Annotated in this window: 28 protein-coding genes and 1 pseudogene; 16 read left to right on the forward strand and 13 right to left on the reverse strand. The window is 43.3% G+C overall.

Translation table 11 applies throughout. The features are described from left to right. Positions 1–88: 88 nt before the first annotated feature. On the forward strand, positions 89–334 hold the full coding sequence (locus tag C7B70_RS20370; protein ID WP_106370808.1) for a helix-turn-helix domain-containing protein: 246 nt from the start codon (positions 89–91) through the stop codon (positions 332–334). A 7-nt stretch (positions 335–341) separates the two neighbouring features. Continuing rightward, entirely contained in the window at positions 342–2,003 is a 1,662-nt protein-coding gene (locus C7B70_RS20375; protein ID WP_106370809.1) for an Alw26I/Eco31I/Esp3I family type II restriction endonuclease, read from the forward strand. On the opposite strand, the gene dcm is transcribed toward C7B70_RS20375, so the two are convergent. Beyond that, a complete protein-coding gene (gene dcm / locus C7B70_RS20380; protein WP_233221016.1) occupies positions 2,000–3,160 on the reverse strand; it encodes a DNA (cytosine-5-)-methyltransferase in 1,161 nt (386 codons plus the stop codon). The two genes, C7B70_RS20375 and dcm, sit on opposite strands and share 4 nt — an antisense overlap. A 37-nt stretch (positions 3,161–3,197) precedes the next feature. Continuing rightward, positions 3,198–4,844 (reverse strand): Alw26I/Eco31I/Esp3I family type II restriction adenine-specific DNA-methyltransferase, encoded by a 1,647-nt coding sequence (locus C7B70_RS20385; RefSeq protein WP_106370811.1) that lies wholly within the window; start codon positions 4,842–4,844, stop codon positions 3,198–3,200. Positions 4,845–4,982: 138 nt separating this feature from the next. Between C7B70_RS20385 and C7B70_RS20390 the strand changes: the two genes are divergently transcribed. Both C7B70_RS20390 and C7B70_RS20395 read left to right on the forward strand, forming a co-directional pair. Next, positions 4,983–5,207 (forward strand): helix-turn-helix transcriptional regulator, encoded by a 225-nt coding sequence (locus C7B70_RS20390; protein ID WP_106370812.1) that lies wholly within the window; start codon positions 4,983–4,985, stop codon positions 5,205–5,207. 429 nt (positions 5,208–5,636) lie between these two features. Beyond that, positions 5,637–6,317 carry a site-specific integrase gene (locus C7B70_RS20395; RefSeq protein WP_106370813.1) on the forward strand — a complete coding sequence of 227 codons (681 nt, stop codon included), beginning with the start codon at positions 5,637–5,639 and terminating at the stop codon, positions 6,315–6,317. Between the two features lie 11 nt (positions 6,318–6,328). Here C7B70_RS20395 and C7B70_RS20400 read toward each other — a convergent pair whose 3' ends face one another. Together C7B70_RS20400 and C7B70_RS20405 are read right to left on the reverse strand one after the other, a co-directional pair. Beyond that, on the reverse strand, positions 6,329–7,021 hold the full coding sequence (locus C7B70_RS20400; RefSeq protein WP_106370814.1) for a GIY-YIG nuclease family protein: 693 nt from the start codon (positions 7,019–7,021) through the stop codon (positions 6,329–6,331). Positions 7,022–7,233: 212 nt separating this feature from the next. After that, complete coding sequence (locus C7B70_RS20405) at positions 7,234–7,485, reverse strand: hypothetical protein (RefSeq protein WP_106370815.1); 252 nt, start codon at positions 7,483–7,485, stop codon at positions 7,234–7,236. Positions 7,486–8,000: 515 nt separating this feature from the next. Here C7B70_RS20405 and C7B70_RS20410 point away from each other — a divergent pair. Next, positions 8,001–8,195 carry a hypothetical protein gene (locus C7B70_RS20410; RefSeq protein ID WP_146134107.1) on the forward strand — a complete coding sequence of 65 codons (195 nt, stop codon included), beginning with the start codon at positions 8,001–8,003 and terminating at the stop codon, positions 8,193–8,195. 174 nt (positions 8,196–8,369) lie between these two features. After that, complete coding sequence (locus C7B70_RS20415; protein WP_106370817.1) at positions 8,370–9,731, forward strand: DUF262 domain-containing protein; 1,362 nt, start codon at positions 8,370–8,372, stop codon at positions 9,729–9,731. A gap of 236 nt (positions 9,732–9,967) precedes the next feature. On the opposite strand, the gene C7B70_RS20420 is transcribed toward C7B70_RS20415, so the two are convergent. The 4 genes and pseudogenes from C7B70_RS20420 to C7B70_RS20440 form a co-directional block, all read right to left on the reverse strand. Continuing rightward, complete coding sequence (locus tag C7B70_RS20420; RefSeq protein WP_106370818.1) at positions 9,968–10,366, reverse strand: hypothetical protein; 399 nt, start codon at positions 10,364–10,366, stop codon at positions 9,968–9,970. After that, entirely contained in the window at positions 10,363–10,950 is a 588-nt protein-coding gene (locus C7B70_RS20425) for a ParA family protein (RefSeq protein WP_106370819.1), read from the reverse strand. Before C7B70_RS20425 ends, C7B70_RS20420 begins: the two co-directional genes overlap by 4 nt. Before the next feature lie 750 nt (positions 10,951–11,700). After that, positions 11,701–14,481 (reverse strand): helicase-related protein, encoded by a 2,781-nt coding sequence (locus C7B70_RS20435; RefSeq protein ID WP_106370821.1) that lies wholly within the window; start codon positions 14,479–14,481, stop codon positions 11,701–11,703. Positions 14,482–14,504: 23 nt separating this feature from the next. Continuing rightward, positions 14,505–14,696 (reverse strand): annotated as a pseudogene (locus C7B70_RS20440) (Uma2 family endonuclease); the annotation flags it as partial. 107 nt (positions 14,697–14,803) lie between these two features. On the opposite strand from C7B70_RS20440, the gene C7B70_RS20445 reads away from it, so the two are divergent. Continuing rightward, positions 14,804–15,211 carry a hypothetical protein gene (locus tag C7B70_RS20445; RefSeq protein ID WP_199192405.1) on the forward strand — a complete coding sequence of 136 codons (408 nt, stop codon included), beginning with the start codon at positions 14,804–14,806 and terminating at the stop codon, positions 15,209–15,211. Between the two features lie 58 nt (positions 15,212–15,269). Here C7B70_RS20445 and C7B70_RS26500 read toward each other — a convergent pair whose 3' ends face one another. After that, positions 15,270–15,422 carry a hypothetical protein gene (locus tag C7B70_RS26500; protein ID WP_158260535.1) on the reverse strand — a complete coding sequence of 51 codons (153 nt, stop codon included), beginning with the start codon at positions 15,420–15,422 and terminating at the stop codon, positions 15,270–15,272. A 72-nt stretch (positions 15,423–15,494) separates the two neighbouring features. Further along, positions 15,495–15,698 (reverse strand): hypothetical protein, encoded by a 204-nt coding sequence (locus tag C7B70_RS20450; RefSeq protein ID WP_106370823.1) that lies wholly within the window; start codon positions 15,696–15,698, stop codon positions 15,495–15,497. 92 nt (positions 15,699–15,790) lie between these two features. On the opposite strand from C7B70_RS20450, the gene C7B70_RS20455 reads away from it, so the two are divergent. From C7B70_RS20455 to C7B70_RS20485, 9 genes are all read left to right on the forward strand, one after another. Continuing rightward, the gene (locus C7B70_RS20455) at positions 15,791–16,204 is read left to right on the forward strand and encodes a hypothetical protein (RefSeq protein ID WP_106370824.1); all 414 of its coding nucleotides are present in this window, start codon (positions 15,791–15,793) and stop codon (positions 16,202–16,204) included. A gap of 89 nt (positions 16,205–16,293) precedes the next feature. Beyond that, a complete protein-coding gene (locus C7B70_RS20460; protein ID WP_106370825.1) occupies positions 16,294–16,947 on the forward strand; it encodes a hypothetical protein in 654 nt (217 codons plus the stop codon). An 83-nt stretch (positions 16,948–17,030) separates the two neighbouring features. Then, positions 17,031–17,858: a hypothetical protein gene (locus C7B70_RS20465; RefSeq protein ID WP_106370826.1), complete on the forward strand. Its 828-nt coding sequence runs from the start codon at positions 17,031–17,033 to the stop codon at positions 17,856–17,858. A gap of 127 nt (positions 17,859–17,985) precedes the next feature. Beyond that, positions 17,986–18,150: a ribbon-helix-helix protein, CopG family gene (locus tag C7B70_RS26065; RefSeq protein WP_146134108.1), complete on the forward strand. Its 165-nt coding sequence runs from the start codon at positions 17,986–17,988 to the stop codon at positions 18,148–18,150. Positions 18,151–18,318: 168 nt separating this feature from the next. Then, positions 18,319–18,543 carry a hypothetical protein gene (locus tag C7B70_RS26070; RefSeq protein WP_146134109.1) on the forward strand — a complete coding sequence of 75 codons (225 nt, stop codon included), beginning with the start codon at positions 18,319–18,321 and terminating at the stop codon, positions 18,541–18,543. Next, positions 18,540–21,905, forward strand: a complete 3,366-nt coding sequence (locus C7B70_RS20470) for a hypothetical protein (RefSeq protein ID WP_106370827.1) — start codon at positions 18,540–18,542, stop codon at positions 21,903–21,905. Before C7B70_RS26070 ends, C7B70_RS20470 begins: the two co-directional genes overlap by 4 nt. Beyond that, the gene (locus tag C7B70_RS20475) at positions 21,902–22,090 is read left to right on the forward strand and encodes a hypothetical protein (protein ID WP_106370828.1); all 189 of its coding nucleotides are present in this window, start codon (positions 21,902–21,904) and stop codon (positions 22,088–22,090) included. Before C7B70_RS20470 ends, C7B70_RS20475 begins: the two co-directional genes overlap by 4 nt. A gap of 26 nt (positions 22,091–22,116) precedes the next feature. Beyond that, positions 22,117–22,380 (forward strand): hypothetical protein, encoded by a 264-nt coding sequence (locus tag C7B70_RS20480; RefSeq protein ID WP_106370829.1) that lies wholly within the window; start codon positions 22,117–22,119, stop codon positions 22,378–22,380. A 120-nt stretch (positions 22,381–22,500) separates the two neighbouring features. Further along, positions 22,501–23,019, forward strand: a complete 519-nt coding sequence (locus C7B70_RS20485; protein ID WP_106370830.1) for a hypothetical protein — start codon at positions 22,501–22,503, stop codon at positions 23,017–23,019. Between the two features lie 1,016 nt (positions 23,020–24,035). Here the strand turns inward: C7B70_RS20485 and C7B70_RS26075 are convergent. From C7B70_RS26075 to C7B70_RS20500, 3 genes are all read right to left on the reverse strand, one after another. Then, positions 24,036–24,272 (reverse strand): hypothetical protein, encoded by a 237-nt coding sequence (locus C7B70_RS26075; protein ID WP_146134110.1) that lies wholly within the window; start codon positions 24,270–24,272, stop codon positions 24,036–24,038. Between the two features lie 401 nt (positions 24,273–24,673). Next, positions 24,674–24,817, reverse strand: a complete 144-nt coding sequence (locus C7B70_RS20495) for an integrase (protein WP_233221018.1) — start codon at positions 24,815–24,817, stop codon at positions 24,674–24,676. 487 nt (positions 24,818–25,304) lie between these two features. Beyond that, positions 25,305–25,613, reverse strand: a complete 309-nt coding sequence (locus C7B70_RS20500; RefSeq protein ID WP_106370832.1) for a Tn3 family transposase — start codon at positions 25,611–25,613, stop codon at positions 25,305–25,307. Positions 25,614–25,820 lie beyond the last annotated feature (207 nt).

A 25,820-nucleotide genomic window follows, 5' to 3' on the forward strand; every position in this document is an offset into this window, starting at 1 on the left:
CAGCTAGACTTGGGAGTCTTGGCTGGAATGCTTATGTACGGGCTGGTTACCGCGATTTAGCATTCAACGAATCGCACAACATTATGCAGTGAGTAAAGAGAGCAAACTAGAGATTAACCAGCGCTTTGGGAAAGCTATTAGGCGACGTAGGCGAGAATTAGACCTTTCTCAGGAAAAGTTAGCTGAGCGGGCTGAACTTCACCGCACATACATCTCAAGCATTGAGAGAGGCAAACTTAATCCCTCGCTAGAAAACATAGATAAGTTAGCCAAAGCACTAGAAATTTCTATTTCTGCTCTCTTTGCCAACTACGGAATCGAAGTAAAAGAGTGATTTATGCATGGCAGACAAACCCAAGTACGGCAGAAAAGGGCAAGAATGGCATCCTAATTTTATTGAATATATGGAATTCATCGCCAACCACGAAGTTTATCAGGGAATGCCGGATGCATTTTTAGATGGCAATAAGATTCAGTGGGAATCACCTTCAAATAGAAAATCTGGAAAATATAAAGATACCCGTCGTAAGCGACTAGATTGGTGGCGTAGAAAAGGTGTTTCAGTCGGAATTGATCCTAATTCGACACGGTGGATTAGCAAAACAGCTAGATTAATCCACCCAACTAAGCATAAGCCGTGTAAGCGCTGCGGGAGAGTTATGGAGTTACGATATGTCTATCCGTCTAACTCCCTAAACAAACGAGTTAAGCAGCTAAGTTATATTGACGACACATTTCCTGTCGTTGCATTTGAACACATCGAAAGTCTAGTTACCCGGCTGGTAGAAAGTTTTGGGGAGCAGGTATTTTCCGCTCTTCCCAGAATTTTAAGAACCAGTGCAATATCGCCGCCAGAACTTGAGCCAAAACTAGAAGATTGGCTTCGTTGGATTGAAGAGAAGTACATTCCTGGCGAACCGAGTATACTCAGTCCTGGTGCTATGTCGAATGCACCAGACCGCTTTGACGGATTCCACTCTTTCAACCAATGTTGTCGCAGCGAGGCAGATAGGGGACGCAATAAGTCAAATCTCCAATCTTATACAACTGACCGTCGCGTATTTGAGTATTGGACAGAGGGAGATTGGATTGCTGCTAATCGATTAATGGGGCAAATTCGAGCTATTTTTGGTGGTGAATCCTGCTTAAACGGTCATCCAGGTCCTTGTTCGGCAGATCATATCGGTCCTATATCACTAGGCTTCACACATAGACCTGAATTCCAACTTTTATGTAAGCCATGTAATAGTGCGAAAAATAACCGCATGACCCTACGTGATGTCGTCCATCTAAAGGGGGTAGAAGCCAAGAGGGAAAAGGTTATATCCTGGCACAGTCAAGCCCTGTGGGACAAAAGAAAACACTCTGTTGCAGACGATGAAACCGCCCGCCGACTGAGCAAATTGCTTCGAGATAATCGCCATACTTTGATGAGTATTTTGCGAAAAATTGAAAAGGCAGGCTATTTGACATTTTTAGCTACATTTCTTGAGCTTCAGTATGCTGAGTACACAGTTGAATTTACCAATCTCAAGGTAGAGGAACACATTACTCGCTTTGACGAAGTTAGCCATATACTTCGAGAAACAAATTACGTAAAAGAGCAGAAAGCTCGGCGCTGCCGGATTGCCTTCGAGTCTTTACTTGATTACTTTGCCAAGGGAACCCGTAATGCTTTTGTTGTATCCACAGATGCGATTAACAGTAAAGTGGAAGCTACTCTATGTGCTTTACAACAATCTTCCGACACAATCAAACAGCTTGATCTTCAGATTGCGGATATTTTAGCTAATAACAGTGAAACAACTATCGATGAGGAATTCCGTGCCATTGTTGATAGTATTCCCTTGACTACTTCACATAATTTTGTAGTTGCTAAGCAGGAGCTAAAGAATGCAATGGCGCTAGTAGCAGTAGAATTGAGCAATCAGTGGAACTCGGACCGTTATGTTCGAGCCGAGTCTGACTCTGATATTCAGCTAGAAATTAAGCTAGAAATCTAGAAATGTAGAGAGCAGTTGTCTACCTCACGCCGAAGTCTTTCAAGATATTGCATGGGGGAGAAAAAACCTCGCAGAAAACGCTGGTAGTCGGTTGAGGGCGGCATAGTGTAGTCCAAGTTTTCACCATCTTGACTTGGTGCTAAAACTGGCAAATCGCTGAGCGCTTCTGATACTGTAATGGGTGCTGGAATTCCTAACAAGTTTTTCCCAGTGGAGTCGCACATCAATGGCGGTGGTGGGATGTCGCGTGACTCTCCTTGCCGACCCACTAGGATGACGCGCTTACGTCGCTGCGGCACTCCGTAATTCGCAGCGTCAAGCTTCCAGACAGAAAGCTTGTCAGTTACAGAACTTAGCGCCGCGTGTACTAGGTTAAAGATATGCCCACCTTCCATATTAAGCAACCCCATGACATTCTCAAACACGAAACCATCCGGTTCAATTGCTTCGACAATTTGGCGATAATACTGAAATAGAGAATTACGCTCGTCACTCATTGAGCGGGCTTTTCCGGCTGTAGAGAAGCCTTGACAGGGTGGACCACCTAGCACGAAAAGCTTGAAATTGGGGTTAGCTCTCTTTGCTGCACGAGCATCTGATACAACCTGCAAAAAAACCTCGTGTTGGCGGATGTCTCCAGAAACAATAGAGTCATCTATATTTTTGACATAGGTTTCTAAAGCAGATGGCATCACGTCATTTGCCACCACAGGTTGCCAATTAGCCCAAGTGAATCCAAGCGCCAAACCACCAGCACCAGCAAAGAGATCGACAAACATACCAGGCTCACCCAAATGTAGAGCAATCTGGTATGCCAATAAGGGCGGAACAGCATTGCCAATCTGTTCGTTGACCGCGCTACGATTGCCGTAAAATACAAAACTATCTGGAAAGCTCTGGAGACGAGCAGCCTCCCTTTGCGAAATGAGGCGATGTTGCTCACCGTCATAGTCATAGTGGATGTAGCAGCCATTCCCTGGTCGATTGAAATAGGTACTAATTGTATAGGATGGAGCATCAGGTTTTAATCTTCCATAATAAGTAGACCGACTCCCCTTACCTGCTGCGAAACTACTCCTGATTTGTTCGAGTCGCTTAGAAGGAATAGACACTGGAATGTTCTTCCAATTACCTCCTGGTGGGACTGCTCGCACCATTCTTAGGTCAAGGTCACTGAGGCGTGGTGAGTAGTGATTAGGCAACTTCATTCTCTTGAGGCAGTAAAGCGTTTATCTCTGCTTGTGTTAACTTGTCGAATGCGGATAATAGCAGTTTGAAATCATTCCGCTCAAGACCGTATGCCTGAGCTACTTGAATCTCAATTTCAATCCATGACGTTTCACAGCCTGCTAAGCACTGATCTACCAGTTTTGCAAGTCTAGCAACTAACTGGTAGTCTGTTAGTGGTGGAATCCTGGCTTTTCTTACTGAACTCAAAGAAATATGTGAGGTAGCAAGGTAAACTCTAAGCTGAAACTCAAAAACAAGAGAATTTATCACTGCCAGAAGTGCCTTTAGTCGCTCCAGGTCGCAATCACGAAAGTAAGCAACGTGTAATGAGTTTCCAGTCACCCAACCGGGGGGAATCAAGGTTGCATGAAGGCGACGTTTTTGCGAAGGGCGAGACACATCTCGCCAAGCAATACGGTGATAGTTAGCAGATGGGGGAATGCGTGGACCATCATTTCGGACGTACTTGATCGGTTGTTCGACAATTCCAAAGCGTTGAATCATCCGACCCTTGAGGAATAGATAGTTACCTTCATTGCCTAAAAAGTGTTTGTGTCCGGTTTCGTCTAATTCACGACCAGCCCAAAGAGCATTACTATCGCGCCCCTCTAGTTCGCCAAACGTTGGAAGAGTACGCCATCTTTTAAACAACTGCCTCTGCTCTCCCCCAAAGTGGATAGGTAGAATCAAGCCATTGGCTTCCATTTCTTCCCGGCTAAGAGAGAGGACAGTGCGTGTTTGGACTTGACGCTGCCGATTGTAAACAGTCAGCATTGGTGAAAACTGCTTATCTTGTCCTGGAGAAGCAACCAGCGTGATGCAGGACTGATCAACCTTACTAAAGAGTTTGGCTTCGGCAGGGTAGTAGGCTAACTCATGAATGACGTGGTCGCTGAGTATCCAGTGGCGCAGTTTTTCTGTCATCTGGTCAGCTAGCAAAGAAGCGGGTGAAACCAAACCACAAGCTCCCTGTGATGCAGTCAGACGCAATGCTAACTCCGTACCGCAACGAGCCAAGTTAGTTCCCCATCCAGAGAATTTGCGCTTGGGCTGTGACAGTGGATAGAGTCTAGTTAGCAGTTTGTCTTGCTGCTTAAGCCAATTAATGTATTCTTGTGCTTCCCGCTTTGTTAGCTTATCGAGTTCCCGACGGTCTGGCTTGAGAACTTCCCAAGGCGGATTGGTAATCACGATGTCGAACTGACCAAAGTAGTTGAGTGCGCGTTCAAACGTATTACCTAAGCTAGCATTTACTAGAAGTGGCAACTTTAGTTTTTGACTCACCTGCATGACCTTCTCTTCTGCGAGGTAAAGGGCAGCTTCATCAATATCCCACAGAGTTATCTCCATTGTTGAGTTTTGCCAATCTCCATTGGCAACCATTGTCTCAAGTAACCAGCACACCAAGCGTCCATCACCACAAAATGGGTCAATGATGCGAATTGCCAGACGATTATTGCACACACTTGAGTGCAGAATTCCATTGACTAGCTGATGCCCTGCAAGTTCATGTGTATAAAAATGTCCCATTGCTTTTGTAATGAGAGCCTTCTTCTCCCTAGTTGTGGAGTCTTGTGCGCTGTGATTCAGAATTTCGATAGGTTGGAGCATTTTTCAGTTCCCCAAACTTACCCTTGGTAAGCAGCAGGGATCTTTCATACTTTAGGGAGGATAACTAAACATTAAAACTACAACGTTTGTTGAGTTAAGTCAATTTATGTTTTACAAAGGCATCAGTATATTTATTGAATGGACAAGCCGACCGAATGGCTCACGCATCTAAGGCAACGGTATAACTTAACACAGAGGCAGGTAGCGGAAGTTCTGGGGGTCACGGAGCAGACAGTGAGCAACTGGGAAAGGCGACAGGTAGACCCAAAGCTTACCTATGCTCAATGGAAATGTCTGTGCCAACTTCTTCGTTGCAGTTTTGAGGAGTTGGGAAGGATTATTAAGGAATCAGAAAACCCCTGACGGCTATGATTGCGCCCATTCAGTCAAGAGAGATTGCTAGCGCTTAATGCCATTTCGTCGAGCTTGAGTCCTGCGGGCGTTGGGTTTGCTCCTGGCTAGCTATTCCTGCTATAAATCTAGATTCTAAATAATTAAGAATTTCGCGCAAACTCTACTTTTTGTAAAAGCCCTGAATCAAAAGATTTAAGCCAAACAATTCTTACATCTCTAACTGCTTTTATCTATGTGTAGGTTGATGCATTTTAAACTTGGAATGCAAATTCTCCCCTTACCAATTTACGGAGACTAGCAGCCAGCATCTCGCCCCCTTTAGGCTTGACTTACCTAGCCAACCATCAAGGGTTTTTAGCTTTCGTTGCCCTTTTTGGCAGCGTCACGATGGGGACACATATTGGTGTAGCCTGTAAATTATCACCTTAATTGCTATGGATGAAAATCGATAGGCACGGCAGAGCAAAAATCCTCACCCAAGCTGAGATCCAGTTGCTATTTAGTCAGGGGCTAACTAGCAGCCGAGAGCGTGCCTTGTTTGGCATCTGCCTGTACACCGCCTGTCGGATTGCTGAAGCTTGTACCTTGAGGCGAAAGGATGTCTTCGATGAAAAAAGGAGAGTGCGCCCGGAACTAATCATTCGTAAAGGTAACACCAAAGGCAAATTAGCGACGCGCACAATTCCTGTAGGGGAGGATTTAAGAAATTTGTTGATGGACTACAACCCACCATCCTATCAGTGGTTCCTGTTTCCAGGTCGTCATGGCAAAGGACACCTAAACCCAGATTCCGCAGCACGGATATTACGCTCTGCCTGCACAAACGTAGGAATTGATGGCGCAAGTACCCACAGTTTTAGGAGAACCGCCTTGACGATGATGAGCGATACCGGAATCCCCTTACGAGTCATACAGGAAGTCTCAGGACACCGCACCCTAGATGAACTGCAAAAATACTTAGAAGTAAAGCCAGAACAAGTCAGAGGAGCGATCGCGTCTTTATCGATGCTGTCTCATGTCGGGAAACCCATTTATGACGACCTAATCCTCAATCCCGACTTAGACACGCCAAATCAGGAGGGCGATCGCGCTTTATCCTCCGATGGCGAGTTATTGTAAATTGATTATTGCTATCGCAGGGCTTCGCTCAGTATTTGAGCCGAACTGACCCCCACAACACTTTTTACCTGGGAAACTATCAAGGCTTCATTACACTTTGTAATAGTTTCCTCCAAATCTCTTTTGTCTTCCCATGCTTCAGTGCTGAATTGCAACCATTGGTCAGCCCAAAACCAGACTGTTTCTGAATTATAACTCCATGCAATCAGCAAGAACGCGCTAGCTAATTCCTTAAGTTTTTGAATAGCAAAGCCTTTGTATCGCTCACCGTATATCCCATTAAAAACTCTATTTCCAGGGTAAACTTCGTAACTCAAAGTACCGCGATATAAATTAAGCTTTTGTGGCGTGAGGAAACACAGTATTTTGTTTTTGATTAACTCTCGATATCTCTGACCTTGAGTAGCCCCATTGAGCAGTGGTTGGAAGTGAGTAATAAACGTCGTTTCCGAGGAATCCATTATCACGGAGTCGCACTCCATCCAGGCGATCCGCACGTTGTTATCTAGCTGCTTTAGCTCTTCTAACCGATGATGTCCTTGCCATCGCTTAACTAGGTTGACAGTTTTGCCGATATAGAGAAATTCATCATCTTCATCAAAAACAAAGTAGAGAGCAGATTTTTCTGGTAAGTTGCGACGTGACTCTAGTGGTAATGATGGCAGTGCTAAAAGATTGATGTTTTTCGGGTCTATCGCAAGCATCTAGTTTATTTTCTGAGCATTGTTTCAAGCATCTTCGACGTGGATACTATTTGTGGTTTAGAAGCCGTGAAGAATTAGTGAAGATACTGCGATCTTGAACAAACACTTTCGTTTATCCTTGATTCATAACTGATAGCAAAGTAGGCAGAGTCACCGATGGTCGGGGCTAGAATTCCCCAAGACTGGCAGCAACGCTCTTAGTGCGATCGCCACTAAGCATCGCTCTTCATTGATTCAATTACAGCCTTAACACGGTTATCAATGTAATTATTCAAAACTGTTTCTAACTTTTGTTTAGCTCCGTCAAACTTTTCTTTTGCTTCTGAAGTACAAACTGGCGTTGTGTAGGATGGAAGTGAATTGGGGTAGTGGATTTTGTCTTTAGGAACATTGCTTAAATCTCCTGTTTCTTTTTTTATGTTCATGTAGCTATAAACAGCTTGTAAAAGCTCATCTAAGTTCATAGTTTCTAATATTTGCAATTAATAAGGTTTCGGTTGCACTATCTTAACCTCGACCTTCCCAAATGCAAACTGCTCTTGAGAATAGCGTAAAATGAGCAGTCGCAAGCGAAACTTACGCGCTTGGACTTGATGAGCCGCTTTCAATATTCCAACCACCAGGAATAAAACTGGGTCAATTGAAGGCTCTGAAATTTAGGAGACTCAAACCCAAGCTTGAGCCGTTATTGTTTGTTGTACCAAATAGCCTAAGCCCTAGTTGGTAATTGAGTGCGATACTGAATAGTTTTTTGAGGTGCAAAATATTTATGTCTAGAATGCTTTGTCCAGATAGGCTTTTGGTCAAGCGCGTAATTTTCTGTACAGTTGCTCATTTACCCTCTACTCCGGTAGTAATACGGAAGACGCTCATCCTCTAGATATCAGATAATGATGCAGTCGAGAGGAACCAAGAGATGAATATACAAGGGTTACACGAATGGCACACAAGATACTGTATCCTCCAAAAACAAATAACTATGTCTGGAAGGTTAGTTAATAAGTATGAGTGCAATGTCAATGACAAGGTACTCGTGTTGTATATTGGTGACGAGTTCTACTGCTATCGGGTTCTACCTGTGGAAAACGGTCAAACGATAGATGACCAGAGTGAATGTACGCAGTTTACCTCATTGGAAGAACTAGCCTCTATGTATCAAGAACTGGAAGACTAAAGCGCTAATTTTTTATCCAACACCACAGCAAAAGGTATTGTCAACATAACTGCGACAATACACGCTTCTCAAGAAATATCAATTAACAGACATCAAAAAGTTATTAATTTTTGAGTAATTAACAAATCTAAAACACTACCCCCTGTTCAATTAAGAATATAAGGAGAATCAAGCTTGAACGACAAGTTGACAGAAGCTACAGATGAAATTCAGTTCGAGGCTGGGGAAGAAGTAGAAGAATCACTAGAAGGTGAATTTCTACAAAGCGAGAGAACTATCCGCACGAACTCTGCTGATCCTGAAATCGAATCTCTACATGGGAAGTGGAAAAGAGGTCGTCTTGTCTTACAACCTTTTTTCCAGCGTCAGTATGTATGGGATAGCGCAAAAGCCAGTAGACTTATCGAGTCTGCCTTGCTTTGTGTCCCTTTACCAATTATCTATTTGGCAGAGGAACTCGACAACACAGAGTCAGTTATTGATGGTCAGCAAAGATTGACTTCTTTTTTCTCTTTCATAGATGGTAACTTTCCAAATGGACAGCCTTTTCGCTTGTCAAGAATGAAGGTATTTCCTGAACTTAACAAGAAAAAATACAGCGATCTAAGTGATGAATTACAAGATAAAATTCGCTACTACCAAATCCGCACTGTTACGATACGTCGGGATTCAGATCCCGACTTAAAATTTGAGATATTTGAGCGTCTTAATACGGGGGCAATGCCTTTAAATGAGATGGAACTTAGAAACTGTGTTTATCGAGGGAGCTACATTAAGCTGCTGAAAGAATTAGCGGAAGATGAAGTTTTCACTGAGCTTGTGGGCATAAAAAAGCCAGATAAGAGAATGAAAGATATAGAATTAGTATTGCGTTTTTCTGCTTTCTATCACTCTACATATCTTAAATATCAATCTCCAATGAAACGCTTCTTCAATCAGGATATGGAGAAGTATAAAAACATAAATGAGCATGATGCAACAGCTTTGCGAGATGCCTTCAAAAACTCTGTGCAAATTATAAAATCTCTTTTTGATAAATCTGCCTTCAAAAGATTTCGTCTTGGTACGCAAAACAATCCAAATGGTCTGTGGGAGGCTCAACAGTTTAATACATCTATTTACGATGTGTTAATGGGTGTATTTTATGATAAGGACAAAAATCAAGTTTATGCAGCCCTTGACGCAATACGTGAGGGATTAATTAACTTAATGACAACTAATCAAGATTTTATAGATGCAATTACATTAGGAACAAGCGAAGTTGGTCAAGTCAGAAAACGGTTTGATTTAACTCGGATGCTTGTTGATAGCATACTTCTCAACTATCACCAACAGCCGAGGTGCTTTTCTCTTCAACTGAAGCAAGAACTCTATGAAACAGACCCCACCTGCCAAATATGCGGTCAGAAAATTCAAAATATTGACGATGCTGCCATAGATCATATTCATCAATATTGGCAAGGAGGACAGACTATACCTGAAAATGCAAGGCTGACCCATCGCTATTGCAACATGGCAAGATCCCGAAATAATTAATGAAAACCTGATATCGGAACTTTTCTGCCATCATTTTACAATAAGACGGCATTTGAAGGGACTAAAAGTAAAGTTTAGTCGGTAAGTGCTGGCTCCAAAACTAAGGTAGGAACTTTGTCGAAGCACGAGAAAATAGGAGATAAAAAGCTCCGAAGCCATTATTAGTATAGCTCACAGGCTGCTTTGCCGTTTTTGCAGCTTCCCCAGCTTTAAACCAACTTAGTAGAATTTCAGATTTACAAGTTTTTAGATTTTTGAATTGGCGAAATTTCGGAAAGTAGTTTGTCTAAATTTTCACCATTACGCCATTGCACCCAGGCAGAAAGCAGTTTGTCTACCAGTTCAGATTTATCCAGTTCAACTCCCTGCCGCCTTAGATTAAGCAACTCGCCTTCTGTATTGATGTCAGTTTCTCGCTGAATATAAAAGGTTCTACCAATCCACGCATCATCCGAGCGTTTTCCTGTTGCGGGTCTGCCGCGCTTCTTAGGTTCAAGTGAAATAGAGGCTTGCACCGGAGGGGGTTGAGTGACTGAAAGAGAAACAGATTCAACATCTAAAACGGAGTCAGGTTCATTGGGTTCTGTCGGCTGTCGGCTGGCGATCGCTTTGCGAAACGGATTGTCTTTACTCATGGCAATAACTCCTTACCCAAGGCTTCAAAATCTCTCCAGGCTATTCGGGCGTTTCGATCCTTTACTTGATGGACAATTACTCCTTCCAAGGCTGCTTTTTCATAAGCGGCGTACTGCCTAATCGAGCGTTCAAATAGGGGGAGGTCTACCAAGGCTTCTCGCGCCTGCTCTCCAGTTTTGCGCGGAGCAGGTGGAATGATTGTCAACAAAATTCGATAGCGAGCGCACTTGAGCGCGTTGAGCATATCAACGGTTTCTAGCGTAGCGTCGATGCTAAGAATGTTTGGGGTTGTAGGGATAATCAGCAGATCGCAGCCATCGACTAGGGCTTCCAAATCGTCTTGCTTGGGTCGGGCTGGGGTGTCAAAAACAATGTGTTCAAAGTTGCGGGTATGCCGGGAAGCTGCCATCAGGTCTACCACTTGAAACGGCAATTCGCCCCGCTTTGCCCACTTCAAAGCTGAGTGATTAGGGTCACCATCGATGAGAAGGGTGCGATCATTTTGGGACAAGAGGGCGGCGATATGTACCGCACAAGTTGTTTTTCCAACGCCGCCCTTAGCTGAAGCACAGGTAACTAGCATGGCTTTTCCTCAACCATTACTAGCAGTGTAAATCGTATTTTCGCCTTTGTCTATTTTCAAATTGGCGGAGATTTAAAGTTTTGTATTTTTGAATTGGCGAAAGTTTGAAATGTGATGAGGCTTTTTATTAAGTAGGGGTTTTCAGCAGCCCTGGGTGCATGGCTTGATCCACGCCTACCTACCGGAGCTTAACCGTACTTTCTAACGAAGATTAAAATAGGACAAAATCATTGCTGAGTTTTATCAGACAATAAAATTAGTGAATAATGGGCAATCTATGCTGGCAACTGACATCAACTATGCAGATGCTCTTCTGCTGACAGATAAGATAACGGCAATCCTCTCCCTATTTTTGCTACTTGGAATTGCGCCGGGGATATGGCTAGTTTTGTGGTTTCTTTCTAAACTCTCTGAAATGGATAGACAATTTAGACTATTAAATGTAGTAAGTGACAAAGGGTAAATCCGCCTTGATAATTTTACGATTAGCTGTAGTATCCACATTGTCGTCGCCAAGTGGTATCTCGACTCAAAGGCAAGACAGTTAAACGCACTAAAAGAAGTAGACGAATTTGGCGACAGAATCTATCTATTCGGGGAAGCTAAACGAAAATTTCTCAAGGAAAACTTGGCATTGCTGTCCCAGAATGAAAACGCACCTACACTTAAAAACTCACCATAACTAAAGTAGATAGCACGCCATTAACATAGAACGCATCTATAGGTAGCAATGGTTTACAAATAAGTGTGTTAATCATATAAACTTGCTTTTTGATCGTCTGATTGAGGATTTAGCCAATCCTTGATATTATCTCCTTCATCTTCTGGTTTCAAATACAGGGCGCATTCTCTAGTAACTTCTTCAGGATTAACACCTTCTCGCTCGCACCAAGCTTGTATACAAGCATCGCTCAACTGTTCAACCTGCTCAAAGTCAACAAAGGCAGTTTCAGTATCTTCAGTGCAGGAAATTAGCTCTAGCAGTTTAACAACATCTGGCTCTCTTAATTGTTTAGTTTTTAAGTTGTAAACAAGCCCGTGATACTTGCCGTCATAGTTTAGCAGAACATAAATAGAGGGAATATTCTCACTATTAGTCTTAGCGCTGATAATGTCACTAGAAATACTTTTGGCATAATCGCGATTAAGCTGTAGTTTAGCTGTGTGTTGGTAGTAGGGCGAAATATCGAAATCGGCAAGGTCTTCTAAGTCTAGTTGACCAGATTTAATAGTTACTTGTGATGCCACATCTGACATATTAATTTCTTGTATATTGCCTGCGGTTAAGACAGGTAAATCAGTAAATTTTCTTGATTCGCCATGACGTGCTATAAGATTTTCCCATCGCCGCACGACCCCTAATAAATCATATCGAAGAGTTGTTTCATCTGTTAGGGTAGGAACAAAGGTATATAGTTCAACAGTTCGGGGGGAATGCCAAAAACGCAGTATCCGCCCAGCACGCTGAATAGGACTAATGGGAGTCCAATCAATGTCGTAATTAATAACTACAGACGCATCTTGCATACTGACACCAACTCCATGAGCATCTGTTGAAATAAAGACATCATAATTTTCTTCATTTACTACGCCATCATTAGCCACTGGTGCAAATTGTTTAATTATTTGTTCTATCTCTTTAGTCTCCTTCATCTGGTAATTGTCTTCCGTTTTATTAATGGTGACGGCTACACGCAGCGAAGGCATCAATTCATTTAACGCTTGTTTTAGGTAAACAACTGTTGCCCGCCGCTCGCAAAACACAATAGCTTTCTCTGCTCTGGGCTGAAGTGTTTGAAGAATACGGCGAAGAGCTTTCAGCTTAATATCACTCTCAAAAGTTTCTTCTTTTAACCTTTCTATTATCGGAGCCAAAATTTGCTGTCGCTCGTGGCGAGAAAAGACAAATTGTAGTTTTTTAAAATCATATTGGTTAGTTCCACCAGGTGTATCAATAATGCGTTCAAGCACTCCACGAATAGCCCAAGGTGAACTCGCCCAACCTATTTTGACCAACTTTTCTATACATTTTCTAAACATTGGCTTGCGCGAGTTTAGATCGAAGTAGCCAGTAACAATAGCTGATGTAAGCTCCGTTTCGAGAGATAAGGGAAAATTTATACTGTGCAACCTAACCTTTGGAATATAACGCTTTTCTTCGCCAAACTTAATATAAATTTCCTCTCCATCGACTTGACCGTAATACTTGGCTACGTGAGGCGTAGTTAGTTGGGAAGCTACTGGCAATTGAATAAATTCATCTGTCTCATTGATGCGCCATGACTGGGCATCCTCTACAAAATTTGGTAGTAAAACACGACTTTCAGAGGTATGAGGTAATAGATGTAATTGATTATTTATATTCTCAATATTTTTAGCGTAAGGAGAGCCAGTTAGAAGTAACCTTTTAATATTGCTATTTTGAAACAATGTTCTTAGCCTAATAAATGCTTGAGCTTCTTTTGGTTGTTTCTTCATATTAAATAAGTCTTGCTTGTAGCGATTTCTAAACTGATGGCTTTCATCAATAATGATCAACCAGCGCTGTTCGTGAATGTTTTCAACTATTTCTTCAAACAATTTAATGCTGCCATCGCGAGCAGAACTTTCTTTATCAAAAGCCTGGCGAACAAAATATTCGCAGGGTATACCAGCATTACGCATTTCGCGCTTCCACATATCGCGGACTGGCTTCGGTCCAATAACCATGACATTATCAATCTCACCCTCCTGATGAAGATGTAACGCTACATGAACTGCTACAACCGTTTTGCCTAGTCCAGTAGAAGCTACTAGCATTGAACCTCCAAACTCGCGGATGTGGCGCAGAGTTTGAGCAATCATGTCTACCTGGTAGCTAACAGGTTGTTTTTTATAATTAGCCTCGATAGGTTGAAGGTTTCCTAGAGCTAGCATAGTTTTTAAATAAATGTCCCAAGGACGCGCAAGTTCAAGCCAGCGCCGTAAGGCTTCTAGTAGTTCTTGAGTAATATCTCTTGCCTGGGCAAAATACGCCTCAAAATTATCCAAACGTGCAGCAATCTCTTGGATGTCAGTTACAAGACTACCTGTTTCGATCTGGTCAATAAGACCATACCCTGTAGTATTAGAAGAACCAATAATCATCGCCTTGCAGTCAATCAAGTAAATCTTGGCATGATGAGCCATAGCTCTAGCATCGAAAATGCGAAACTCACCTGACTCCATTTTTTGAACTAAATCAAGTACAGCCTGTCGGCGATCTCGATCCAAGCCAGTCCGCAAGTCGCGCATAATTTCATTTATCAAAGCTTTTCGCGCTCGCGCCTCGCCGGGGTCATTAATACCCACTAGAAGGTAAACACGCTTGCCAGATGTGTACTTTCGGATCAGTCCCCATCCTTTGATAGTGAAGAAACCAGTCCCCATCCGAATATGTTCTCTGCCAGCCTGGAAACAAGAACTCAAAACGCTAAAAGCAGTTCCTCTGTCAAACCAAGTCTTCGGCAAACTGTCAAAAATATCTCTGCTGAGTTCTGTTGAGTTTGTCATTCCGATCTCGCATCTTAATTGCGTCAAAGTAGTTCTACTTCCTCAAAGATAACTTTTGGTGTTAGTTCTAGACCAGGCAGCAGCGTATCAACGATCTTTGTATCCCCAAATAGCTGCTTGCTTACTCCATCTGGAGAGAAAACAGTAATGCTAAAGGTTTCAGGATCTATGACCCATGCTCTCAATACTCCAGCCTTGATGTAGTCGAGGGCTTTGTCTGCTAATTGCTTAAATAGTTTGGTCTAAGGAAATAATCTCAATTGCTAAATCTTAGAATTAGACACGCAAAATCAGGAGGTTGATCGCGGCGCTCTATCCTCCAATGGCGAGTTATTGTAGATTGATTATTGCGATCGCCAGAGCTTGTCCTAAAATTAGAAACCCTCATCTTTTATTAGAGGACAGTATGACAGAAGTAAAATCAGAAATCACGCTCAAATTCAACGAACTCCCCGAAGCTACGCCAGCACCTAACAAGAAAGTCGAACTTTTACTAACTGACCAAAATGGAGTTGTCTTCACTGCTTTAATCAATGCTAAAAGCTGGCGTAAGGCGGAAGCTGATGCCACAGCTTTTAGTGATTGGGGTGGGTCTATAAGTGGCAAGCTAGGACAACGTACAGTCAATGGCTTTGAAGTGGTTGACGCTGGTATCAAGGTTTTTGAGAAAAAAGCTAAAGAACCCAAAGAGGAAGTCACCGCAGTTAGTTCTGAAGCAATGCCCGTTTGATAAGCGGCGATCGCGCAGTATGAGCGTCTGGCAGCGCAAAAAAGAAACCCTCAAGTTGTTAATAGCTTGAGGGCGATCGTCCACCAAAGGTTTTGTCTTCACCGCAATGATGGTTTACACAACTCATATTAACGGGCGATTGCGCTGCGTGAGAGTGTGTACTGGCAGTACACATTTGCGCTCGTTTGGTTTGTCCCCAAATTGGGGACATTTCGCTATGGAAGCGATCGCCTATGGCAAAAATGAGAACAAATTGTTCCCATTTTCTATTGCTGAAAAATCCTTAAGCAGACAAATCCTGCTGCTTTTCGCGCTCTAGCTTTTCTGCGATCGCGCATCTTATCCAATTAGCTAAATCGTCCCCAGCTACAGACCGGACTGTAAGATCCATTTCTGGCGACAGCCGAACGCCAATGATTTTCTTATTAAGTATTGGTTTGCCAGACTTTTGAAACCGAGTCGCCGGATTAGGATTGGGGTTGCTCATGTAAATATCCTCCTGTTCCCCATGTTAACAGGATTCTCAGTCGCAAACAATTCTCAAAACAATAACGTTTTTTCTCTTATTCCTATGTTAACATGGGAATAAGAGAAGTTTTAAAGGGCGATCGCTATCTTTTCGAGGGGCAGCGATCGCCCGTACCCTACTCAGGTAAACAAATAATGACATATTGCACCGATAAAGATCAAGATTTCCGCTTAGAGCAGTACGCAGCCATTGAGGAAATATACCTTTCAGGCATCACCGATGCGGCGGACGGTCGCTTTCCCCAGATGAGCGAACTATGTTACCTCCAAGGCTACGTTCAGGGGATGCGCGACTATCCCAGACGTGAGGTATTACTACCAGTAATTAATACTGAAGTTCAAGAATATCCCCTGCTTTGTTCGCAATGTAGTTACTTAAATAATGGCAAGTGTGAAATTAAATCTATTGCTAGAAATGGCAATCAATACGCTTGCGATCGCATAGTTATTTACTCGCCTTTTTAATAACAAATAATGCCTATATAATTAGAAATAAAAATAATTATATAGGCGTTAATCAACATTTTAAATATTCACAAGCTACAAACAAAATCATGCAATTTACACACAAAAAAGCCATTATCGGAATGCCTGAGACTCTCTACCTACTTAGAGTTAATAAACAGGTAGGCTGTTTCTCAATTGGGAACATAGAGCCGGGAAACATTGAGAGTCTGAATACTTATGGACGAGGCAAGTTTTTAGAGTTTGCGATCGCTGCTTGTGACACCTCTTTATACGGTCGCATTGGTAAAGTTAAGGACGAGCAGCAGTACGCTTTTGTTAGCGCGATCGTTACTGCTAGTGATGATTCTAGATTACCAAAAGGGCTTTTAGTTCATTTCCTTATTTATGGTTACAAGGCGCGCTTTTTTACGATGTTGGCTGCTGAAGTTGAAACGGCAGCAATATTTAGCAGTAGCAAAGCGCAGATAATCAGGATGGTTTTTGATAGGTCAGTTTCAACTCAGTTCAACAGCACTATTAAGCCGCCAACGATTTCTAGTCGGGATGCGACAAAGGATGAATTAACCTTATTTGAAGCCGCGCAGTTAATAGCTGAAAAATACTCTAGTTATTTGCCCGACGCGACGGCGCTTTATCCTATAAATGCTGACCCCAAGACGGGAGAAGTATTGAGCGGACTTACCCGCCATAGATTAGCGGCGCTCTTGCCTATTCAGGTAGAGCAGAAGCTATTAGCTTAAGGGATAGCGTGATCGCATTCGTTTACGCGATCGCGCCTTGGCTGGTTCTAACACCAAAACCGATACTTATACTGGAGGAAATAATGACAGAAGTAAAGTCAGAAATTACTTTTAATCCCAACATACAGACTAAAGCAAAACCTGCTCCAAATAAGGAAGTTGAAAATTTTGAAGAAAAACAGATAGCTGAACTTATTTCTACGCTACCCTATTCAGGATTTCCTTTAGTAGCAGGCATCACCCCCGAACAGCTAAAAATGTGGCATTCCCTAAAGTTTGTTAACAAACTTGTTGCAGAGTGTATGGAAGCTAATCGCTTATTTGAAAATGATCCTATTGCTTGGCTTAAAAGTGAAAGCAAAGAGCATAGGTTCCTTCATCGCCTTGTTTGGAGTAAAGTCTATTGGTATAAAGCTTTGTGGGATTTGGTTCAGCAAGGGTTTTGTTATGTCCGTGAGGAAATCAGGGATCTGAAACGACCTTTTTATTTTTTATCTGCTTTTGATTTGATAGTCGCAACCATCAAGGAGCAACAAAATGACGAATTTTTGAGTTTTTGTCAGCAGTTTAAGGAATTTAATATTCCACAAATCCAAAAATACTACAAATTGTTTAGAAAGAGCCGATGGTCAGGTTTAACTCCTCAAGAAGAAACAGAACTAAAAAGACTAAATGCCCAAGATCCTGGCAGCTTTTTAATAGGTGCGGTATATCACTCGTGTAAGCGCGCGGCGCAATCCGACGAAACTTTGAAGATAATATTTAAAGCATTTGATGTCAAAGCGGCAGCCATTGCGGACGCTAATTTTCAACTGATTGAAGATTCCCGTAAAGGAAGGCTGAACATTAAAATTCTCTCCTTCGCAATGCTCAATGGAGAGCTAGTAAAGCGTAGAAAAGGTGCGTCTTAACCCATTCTTAATGTTAATGCCCCATTTTAGGTGGCTAGGTTATTTTTGTGAGCTTTTAGGCTTATCTTAAAAATCAGACGTATAGTCGCGATAACCGAGTAGGGCAGAAGCCTACACTTACAAAACTATGGCAGTAAAATATCCCAGACTTTTGAACCTCCGACTCACAAACGAAGATATGACAAAAATAGAGCGGCTATCTAAAAAACTCGATACACCTCGCTCGACATTAGTTCGTCGCGCCTGGCGTGAGTGGTTAATTAATCAATCAACGGAAAAAACCGCCAGCTAACTTTCCAGGGTTTGCACTGACGGTTTTTTCGCTTCTTTTGTTTTATCCACAGCCTCAATCCCTAAAAAGCCAAAAGCATCCCGGTACTAACAGGATGACAGGCAAGGTTTTGAGCTATTCACCACAAGGAGATGTGGCTTATGTATCCACTACTGAGAGACAGTAGCTATGTATAGATTACCAATTTCACCTAGAAATAGGGTAGACCTCACCAAAAATATTTCGCTACATCGGTCAGCGCTGCCGGAGGAAAGTCCTGAAATTTGCTCCGCGTTGCCCCCGCATCTGGACAAGTTACTGGACTTACCTTGGAATCCCGACCATAGCAATCAGATCGATTTGTGGTTGTGGTATGTCCAGCAAGAGTTTGAGACGACTGGAGGCTCGGTATGATTCCTCCAAAGATGAGAAGGCAGCTAGAAATCCTTGGCTACACCGACAACAGCAAAGTTCGGGTGCGGTGTTTCACCGCTAAGGGAATGCCCCTAGACGAGCAAGTTAGGCGGGGCATGGCGTGGCAGAAAGATGAAAAGACAATTATTCCCATCCCAGTCGAGGGCTGGCTTTACCCGAATGGCGCATTCGTTAGGCTCAAAAAAAAGCGCTGCGGCGATAAGGTCGAGCTTGATAGCAACGGCAACCCCATCTGGATTAAAGCAAAAAGTTATAGGGACGGGATAGCCTACCTGCGATCGCTCAATAGTCAGGGTTATGGCGTTTATTTAATACCGAACGAGGGTGGCGGCGCAGATGCTGACATTAATCGTTTTCCTGCTTTGTTCTACGAGTGCGATGGAGTTGCTAAAGATGAGCAGTGGCAGAAGCTGCGAAGTCTTGAATCCAAATTAGAGCGCAGCGCTTCAATGGTAGTGGAGACGCGCAACAGCTTACACGCCTATTTAAAGTTGGACTATGACAAGCTGCTGCCCTCGACATGGACGCAATACCAGCAGCGCTTAATCCAAGCACAAGAGTCAGATCCAGCAATTTGGAACCCAGCGCGGTTGATGCGCCTGGCAGGATTCGACCATCAAAAGTGGAATAGTGAAACCAATAGTTTAGAGCAGTTCCCGGTGCGACTTGTTCAGCATTGCGATAGCATCTTTACTCTTGATGAGTTTGAGAACGTTCTACCAGAGTGGGCTAGCGATCGCTGGTCAAGAACGCATCAAACGTCGGAGCGAGTAGCGACTAACCCCACAGATAACCCTGGGGATATTCGCAAATTTGCTCCTTACCTAGATGGACACAAAGTAGACGGGCGACAGGGTTGGGACACGGCTAAGTGTCCTGCCCACAATGGGCAATCAGATAACTCATTACATATTGAACAAAGCACTGGCGCTTACAAGTGTCATAGCGGCTGCGCTCCTAAAGATGTTTATCGCGCTGCTTTGGAGCAAGCCCAATCGCGTGGGTATCAATTACCAGAAAATTTCCAGACGGGACAAAAATCAGTAGCGCACCCGTCTTGGTTAAATAAATTCAGACAGCACCTCGCACTGGCTGCCAGTCGGTCTGGTTGGGGCGTTGATATCAAGGGGGAAGTTGCCAAGGGTGAAATTGTCCTCCCTAAAATCCTGGCTGTTATCTATGGGGATGAGGCAGGGGAACGTCTAAATACTTGGACAGAAACACTTAAGCAATCTAAATACATCCTTGATACCAGCGCCACTGGGACAGGGAAAAGCTTTGATGCTGGCACAGTTACACCAGAACTATTTGGTGCGAGTCAGGTCATTTATGTAAGCAGCGAACATCGAAACCCCACCACACCGACACTCAAAAGTTGGGCGGATTTGGAGGCACGGCACAAAGGATTAACGCGCGATGAGTTTGGTAAACTCAGGCGGGCAAAGTCAGGGCAACCTTATGTTATTCGTCCCAACTGCTCTAGAATCGACACAATCAGCGCCCTGCGAAGTAAAAATATTGGCGGCGCGGATACATCTGGCTTAATTTGTAAAACCTGCCATAACCGAGAGCTATGCCAAGCTGGGGCAGTAGACGGCTACTTATATGATCGCGCAAAATCATTAAGGCAGCCCAGGCTAAGAGCGCATCCCCAGAGCTTGCCAGACCCAGGCGAATATGATTACAGCGATGTTGTTTTTGTTTGGGATGAAAGCGCAGAAATTCTCAAAAGCCATCGGTCACTTTATGTGACTGCTAATGATGTCACAAGAGCGATCGCCAAGTCGGCGATCGCATCCCCAGAGTTATTTGATGCCCTTAGACCCGTATTAACAGCTTTGCATCCTTACCTGTGTGGGCAAATAAAAACTCCTTACTACGGTTGGAAGGATGAATTTATCAGGACTGCTCTGCCTCAAGTCGATGTTGACATTGATGCCTTGCGATCGCACCTTGAGGTTGATTTTGACAAACTTTTAAATTCAACTCAGGAATACGGCGTTGATTTGGGTGACCTGCCTCGCAACGTTAGAAAGCGATTTGCTGACTCTGATGCACACTTGTCCGAGGAGATAAACAAAAATGTATCACTTAATTGGTTGCCGGACTTTGTAACTGCTCTGGGCAGCGCTAATAGCAATTTAGCGATTGGGAGCAACGGTACTTTAACGATTACGTTACCCGACCAAAGGTTAGCAGACATTGCGGCGGCAGCTTCGGGTAATATTTTTCTTGATGCGACTGGGACGGCTGCTGACTTAGCTCCCGCCCTTGGAATCGAACCAAAAGAAATTCTAACTATCAGCCAAGCAATTCCTGATACCAGCAACCTTGAAATTATCCAGATAGCGACACTTGGGCGGCTCGGTATTGGCAATGATCGCACTGAATTTTGTCAAGGTCGAGTTGATGCTTTGATTAATCAAATTAAAGCCGATACATCAGGAAAGGTCGCTGTATTTGACTTCAAGCGCAACACACAACTTGGGGATGGAAAACGTCCTTGGTGGACTGGTACGCGCGGGGTAAATGACGTTGAAGACTGTAAGGCAGCGATTTTAGTGGGCGTGCCTACTAGAAACCTTGGGGAATTAGAGGCAGAGTTTAAGGTACTTTACGGACGAGCGCCAGAGCAGGGTACTAAAAAAGTAAAACATCCCGTTCAAATTATTGGTCAACCATCGCTAGACTTACAACCATTTTTTGAGATGAATGTATCCGTCGATCAGGAGTTTAATGAGTTTTGCCGCCGCCGTATCCAAGCTGACATTCGTCAAGCGATCGGGCGGTTGCGCGCCCATCGTAGACCAGGAGAGCAGCTTCGAGTGTATTTCATCGCTGACTACCCGCTTGACGTTCCTGTAACGCTGCGACGCGCGGCTGATATCACGCCCGAAGCTGCTTCAAAAGTAGAGCGGGTAGAGTTGGCAATTATTGGTGCAGTTCGGCAATTAAAAGACGCTGGGCAGAAGATAACCCAAGGCGCGATCGCTCAAATTGTAGGAGTAAGCCAGGGGTACATTTCCCGGTTCCGAGAATTATTACAAACGCTATTAGACCCCTCTTATAGAGAAAGTAATAATTTTTCAGACTATCCTCCCAATGAGAGCGAAGTTCAGTGGATGGGTCAGGAATACTTACCAATACTTGCCCAATCGCCACCGGACGAACTGCTTGAGGAGGTGTTGTCGGTCTTCGAGAACTACGGGGCGGTTATTTGGCGACAGGTTTGGGATGCTACCCCTGCCGCCGCCCAAGTAAAAATACTCCAAGTGTTGATGTTTACTCTAACGCCAGGGGAACTGCGCTTATTACCTATCGCAACGGCGGTTAAAACATGAATCCTAACGAGCAGGCAATACTAAAAGCCGAACGAGAACGCGGCGATTTAGTTTCTGAGTGCCACAGTTTAATTGCGGCGATCGCTCATAAAGGTTCGTGCTTGAAGCTATTGGGTTTGGCACGAAACCATTTGAAGTTATTAGCTGGTTACAAAGCCAATCGGCGATCGCGCTATCAACGATAAATTTATACACTTTCAGGAGATTTTTTATGCAGACAATCGACGATTTACGGTCGGAAATTCAGTCTTTCGAGAATGAAATTGCGAAGCTAAAGCAGGATTTGATAATAGTTGGAGGTTATTTTTTGGAATTAGCGAGCATCAACGATCCAAGTGCGACTGCTACATCGTTTCAAGTTGATCGCGCGCCAGCAATCCAAGAAATCAAAAATGCGATTGCCGAACTGACGGCTCGACTGGCTTTGAAAAAAGTACAGCTTGAGGAACTGGAGAAACAGCAGGTCGAGCAGTAAAGAAAAATATCAATACTTTTAGGAGTTTTTATGCAGATTGACCAGCTACAGCAGGAAATTAAATCTTTTGAGGCTGAAATTACGAGCTTATAAAGCAAATAGGCAATCGCATAGATATAGATGAAGACTAAATACACAAAAGAAATTGTCGAAATAATCCTCAGCGTCTTTAGAGAAACGGGCAGCGACAAAGCTGCTTACCTTTGTGCGAACGTAAGCGCAGATACTTTTTATAAGTGGAAGCTAAAATATCCTGAGTTCTCTGAGGCACTCGCGTTAGCTGCTGCCGAATTTAGGAGGTTTGCGCCTGAAAGCTTTATTCAGCAAGCAAAAGAATCGTTAAGAGATTATCTGTTTGATGGAGCAGTTGAAACCTGGTCGAGCAAGGAAGTTCACAAAGATGCTGATGGAAATATTATCAAAACCGTCGAGCGTGTAAGTAAAGTTGTTAGACCTACGCCACCTTGGGTAATCGATCGCGTATTAGGCAAAAATATCCCCCTACTTGAGGCGATGCAAGTATTGCTAACTGAAGGTGTTGCTACGTCTGACCAAGCTAGAATCATTTCCACTGGTATCAGTAGGATAGAGGATGAATTAAAGAGGTTGCCAGCATCGAATGGGACTAGCACCAAATAAAAAGCGATCTTCGCTGCGGCGCGATCACTGGCGATGGCTAACAGTACGTTAAACGCCTACTGGTGAATTACGAGCCAATGGGGAAATTGGAACGCGAGTAGTTTTATCTCTACGCGCGCGATCGCCTTTTAGATACCTAATAAATATCCGTTTTACGAAGGAACTGAACTCAGGCGAAAGCCACTCCGCATTCGTCAATTGCTATTTCAGGACTAGCCCAAGTCTCAGGAACCTTACCAGGCTTGGCTTCCACCAGGTGACAAATCGTCACCTGGTAATCTTTGGTCAAAACATTAGCTAATTTCTTAAGTCTTGACGACCTGCGATAGCTTTTCTATTCCTTGCCGAAAGCTTTTGACCAATTAGTTGCATTTTAAATACCTTGTAAAAACCCGTTTGACAAAAGAACTAAATTCTGGCGATAACCACTTCTTTAAAATCAATTGCGATCTCAGGATTAGCTCAAGTCTCGGAATCCTAGCCTAGCCTGGTTTCCATGAGGTCGGAAATTCCGACCTCTAAATCACTCATCAAAACCTTGGTTAATTTCTTTAGTCTCGCTGACCGAACTAGGGAGCGTTGCAAATATCAGTGAAGTATTTGTTTGGTTTCAGCAGTATTTATATTCCCAGGACGTGGCAGCTTAAGCGAGGCAAATCGCTGTAATTATGCACCTAAAATAATATGAATAATTGAACGTTACCATCGGGCTTGGCGCTTGGACAATGGCAGTATTTAACCCTCATAAAAGAGCCAAACCCTTAATCCCTTGAGGAGAGTGACGTGGTTTTCTGGTCAAATACTACAGATATCCTTGAATTTTCTTTCGACCGCAGAAGCCCAGAAAATCTCACTATGCTTGTGTCTAAAAATTTCTCGATGGTGTTCTTCGCAGTTGAGGAGTAAAAAAGCGAGAAAGTCTGTCACCTCCCCAGCCACCCAATCTGTGTTTCTACCAACCAGTGTGAAATCAAACTGTCCCCGAAACAGCAATTGTAGTTTATCCGGCTCACTGTTCAGTCGATACCACAGCCAGAGTTGGTGGGTGTAATTGGATTGAACGCAGTAAGGTTGAAGTCCCTCGCTAGGAATGTATCTGAGGTGTTCGCATCTAAGTAGGTGTCTAGCGGTTCGTCGGGAGCGGGGCAGAAAACCGCCATAGGAACGGATAACCCTGCCACCTGTCGCCAGACGGGAGAATTGTTGATCGCAATCAGTATCGGTTGATTTTGGTTTGAATAAGATGCTGACATCTGTCGATAAAGTATCCCATAAGTTTTTCATTTATATATCTATCTTTCCCTACTGAGAAGATTTATCTATCACTGTGACTAATACTGAAAGTTGGTTAGCATTTTTGGCACTCAATTGATATCTAAGGGGTGCTTATTCACTGACTAAACCGTTAGTAATGCTTGCAAGATAATCATTTCAAACTGCTTTACTGAAGACTATTTCGCACGTTTTAGTTATTGAGTATTTAGGGGTTATGCTTAGTATTCCCGTTTACCATCAAGTTCAAACATCATTACACCGTGAGCCGTGAACCTGGGTTAGCTGGGGTGGCTTCTCACCCAAACGTTCTTAAGACCAATGGCGACGCTACTACCATTAAAGAAGCTGTAGCTTCAAACAAAAGCGCCTTGTATTCTTTTCAAAACCCAATTACCGAAACAGCAGAACGACGCTGCTCTGGGGTCACTTCCAGGTAGCGCTGTAATGTGCCTAAATCGTTATGCCCCGATATCTCTTGAATCACTCGCACTGAACGTACACTCGCTGCCCTGTCACCAGTCACAATTGCCAGAGCTACCGACACTAAACAAACTACTACTCAACCCCCTGGAGTCGTTAGTCAGACCTAGTGTAGTAACAGCATCGGCAGTAGTGTTTGCATCACTTGGTTCTTGGGCTACTGTTACACCACTATTTAATTTTTCATTGAAAGAGAGCCTGCCGCCAGCGAATATTGAATTGCGGATAGATTGTATGCAAATAGCCCAAATAACTTGATAGTTGGAATTTTGTTAACTATTCTGCTCATAATTGCTACTCCCTTGTACCACCATTTTCGATTTACTAGCTCTTTCGGTAGAGCCAAGGATACTAAGCAAATACTTAACGACGCAAATTCAATAAAGTCTCGGAATTGAACCGACGAGGCATCTCCAAAAATTGTATTTCGTAATTAGATTTACGCCTATCTTAGCAATTTTCTTGTGCCTCAGACACTTTTTATGAATGGGGTTTTTTGTATAAACCCTAGATTCGGGGGAATAAGGAAATTAGTGAGTCTGGGCTTGGGTTAGCTGCTGAACAATATTATCTATATTGATCGGTTCAGAAAATTTTCTAAACTCATAGCGACCGTATAAATTGATGTGCTGCCAAGCAACAGGAGAAATCTGTTTAAGTTCCTCAACCTCTTGGATATTGCCAATATGCTCTTGATGAGCAAGGACATTAGACAAGATACTGGCATTGTAATAGAGAATGCAGTTAGCAATCAAACGTCCACATTCGCTCCAGAGTTGTTGCTCCAGTTCAGATTCTGCCTCGTTAGTATGAATAGTCTTTTTTAAAGTTGACTCCAATCAAACCGAGAGACAGCACGAAAACATTAGTTGGAGTGTAAAGGTGAGTTAAGAGAGAAATTTACTTAACGTTACTTATAGAATGCAATTTGTTATTTATTGGCTGTAGATATATTGTCTGCACTGCTTCGTTAGAGTCGATGGGGGCTATTACACCCCGCACCTCTCCTACAGATCCGGGCGTGAAACTTTCGCCTCACCCGGCTC

The organism is Chlorogloea sp. CCALA 695 (genome assembly GCF_003003885.1).
GTDB lineage: Bacteria > Cyanobacteriota > Cyanobacteriia > Cyanobacteriales > Chroococcidiopsidaceae > Aliterella.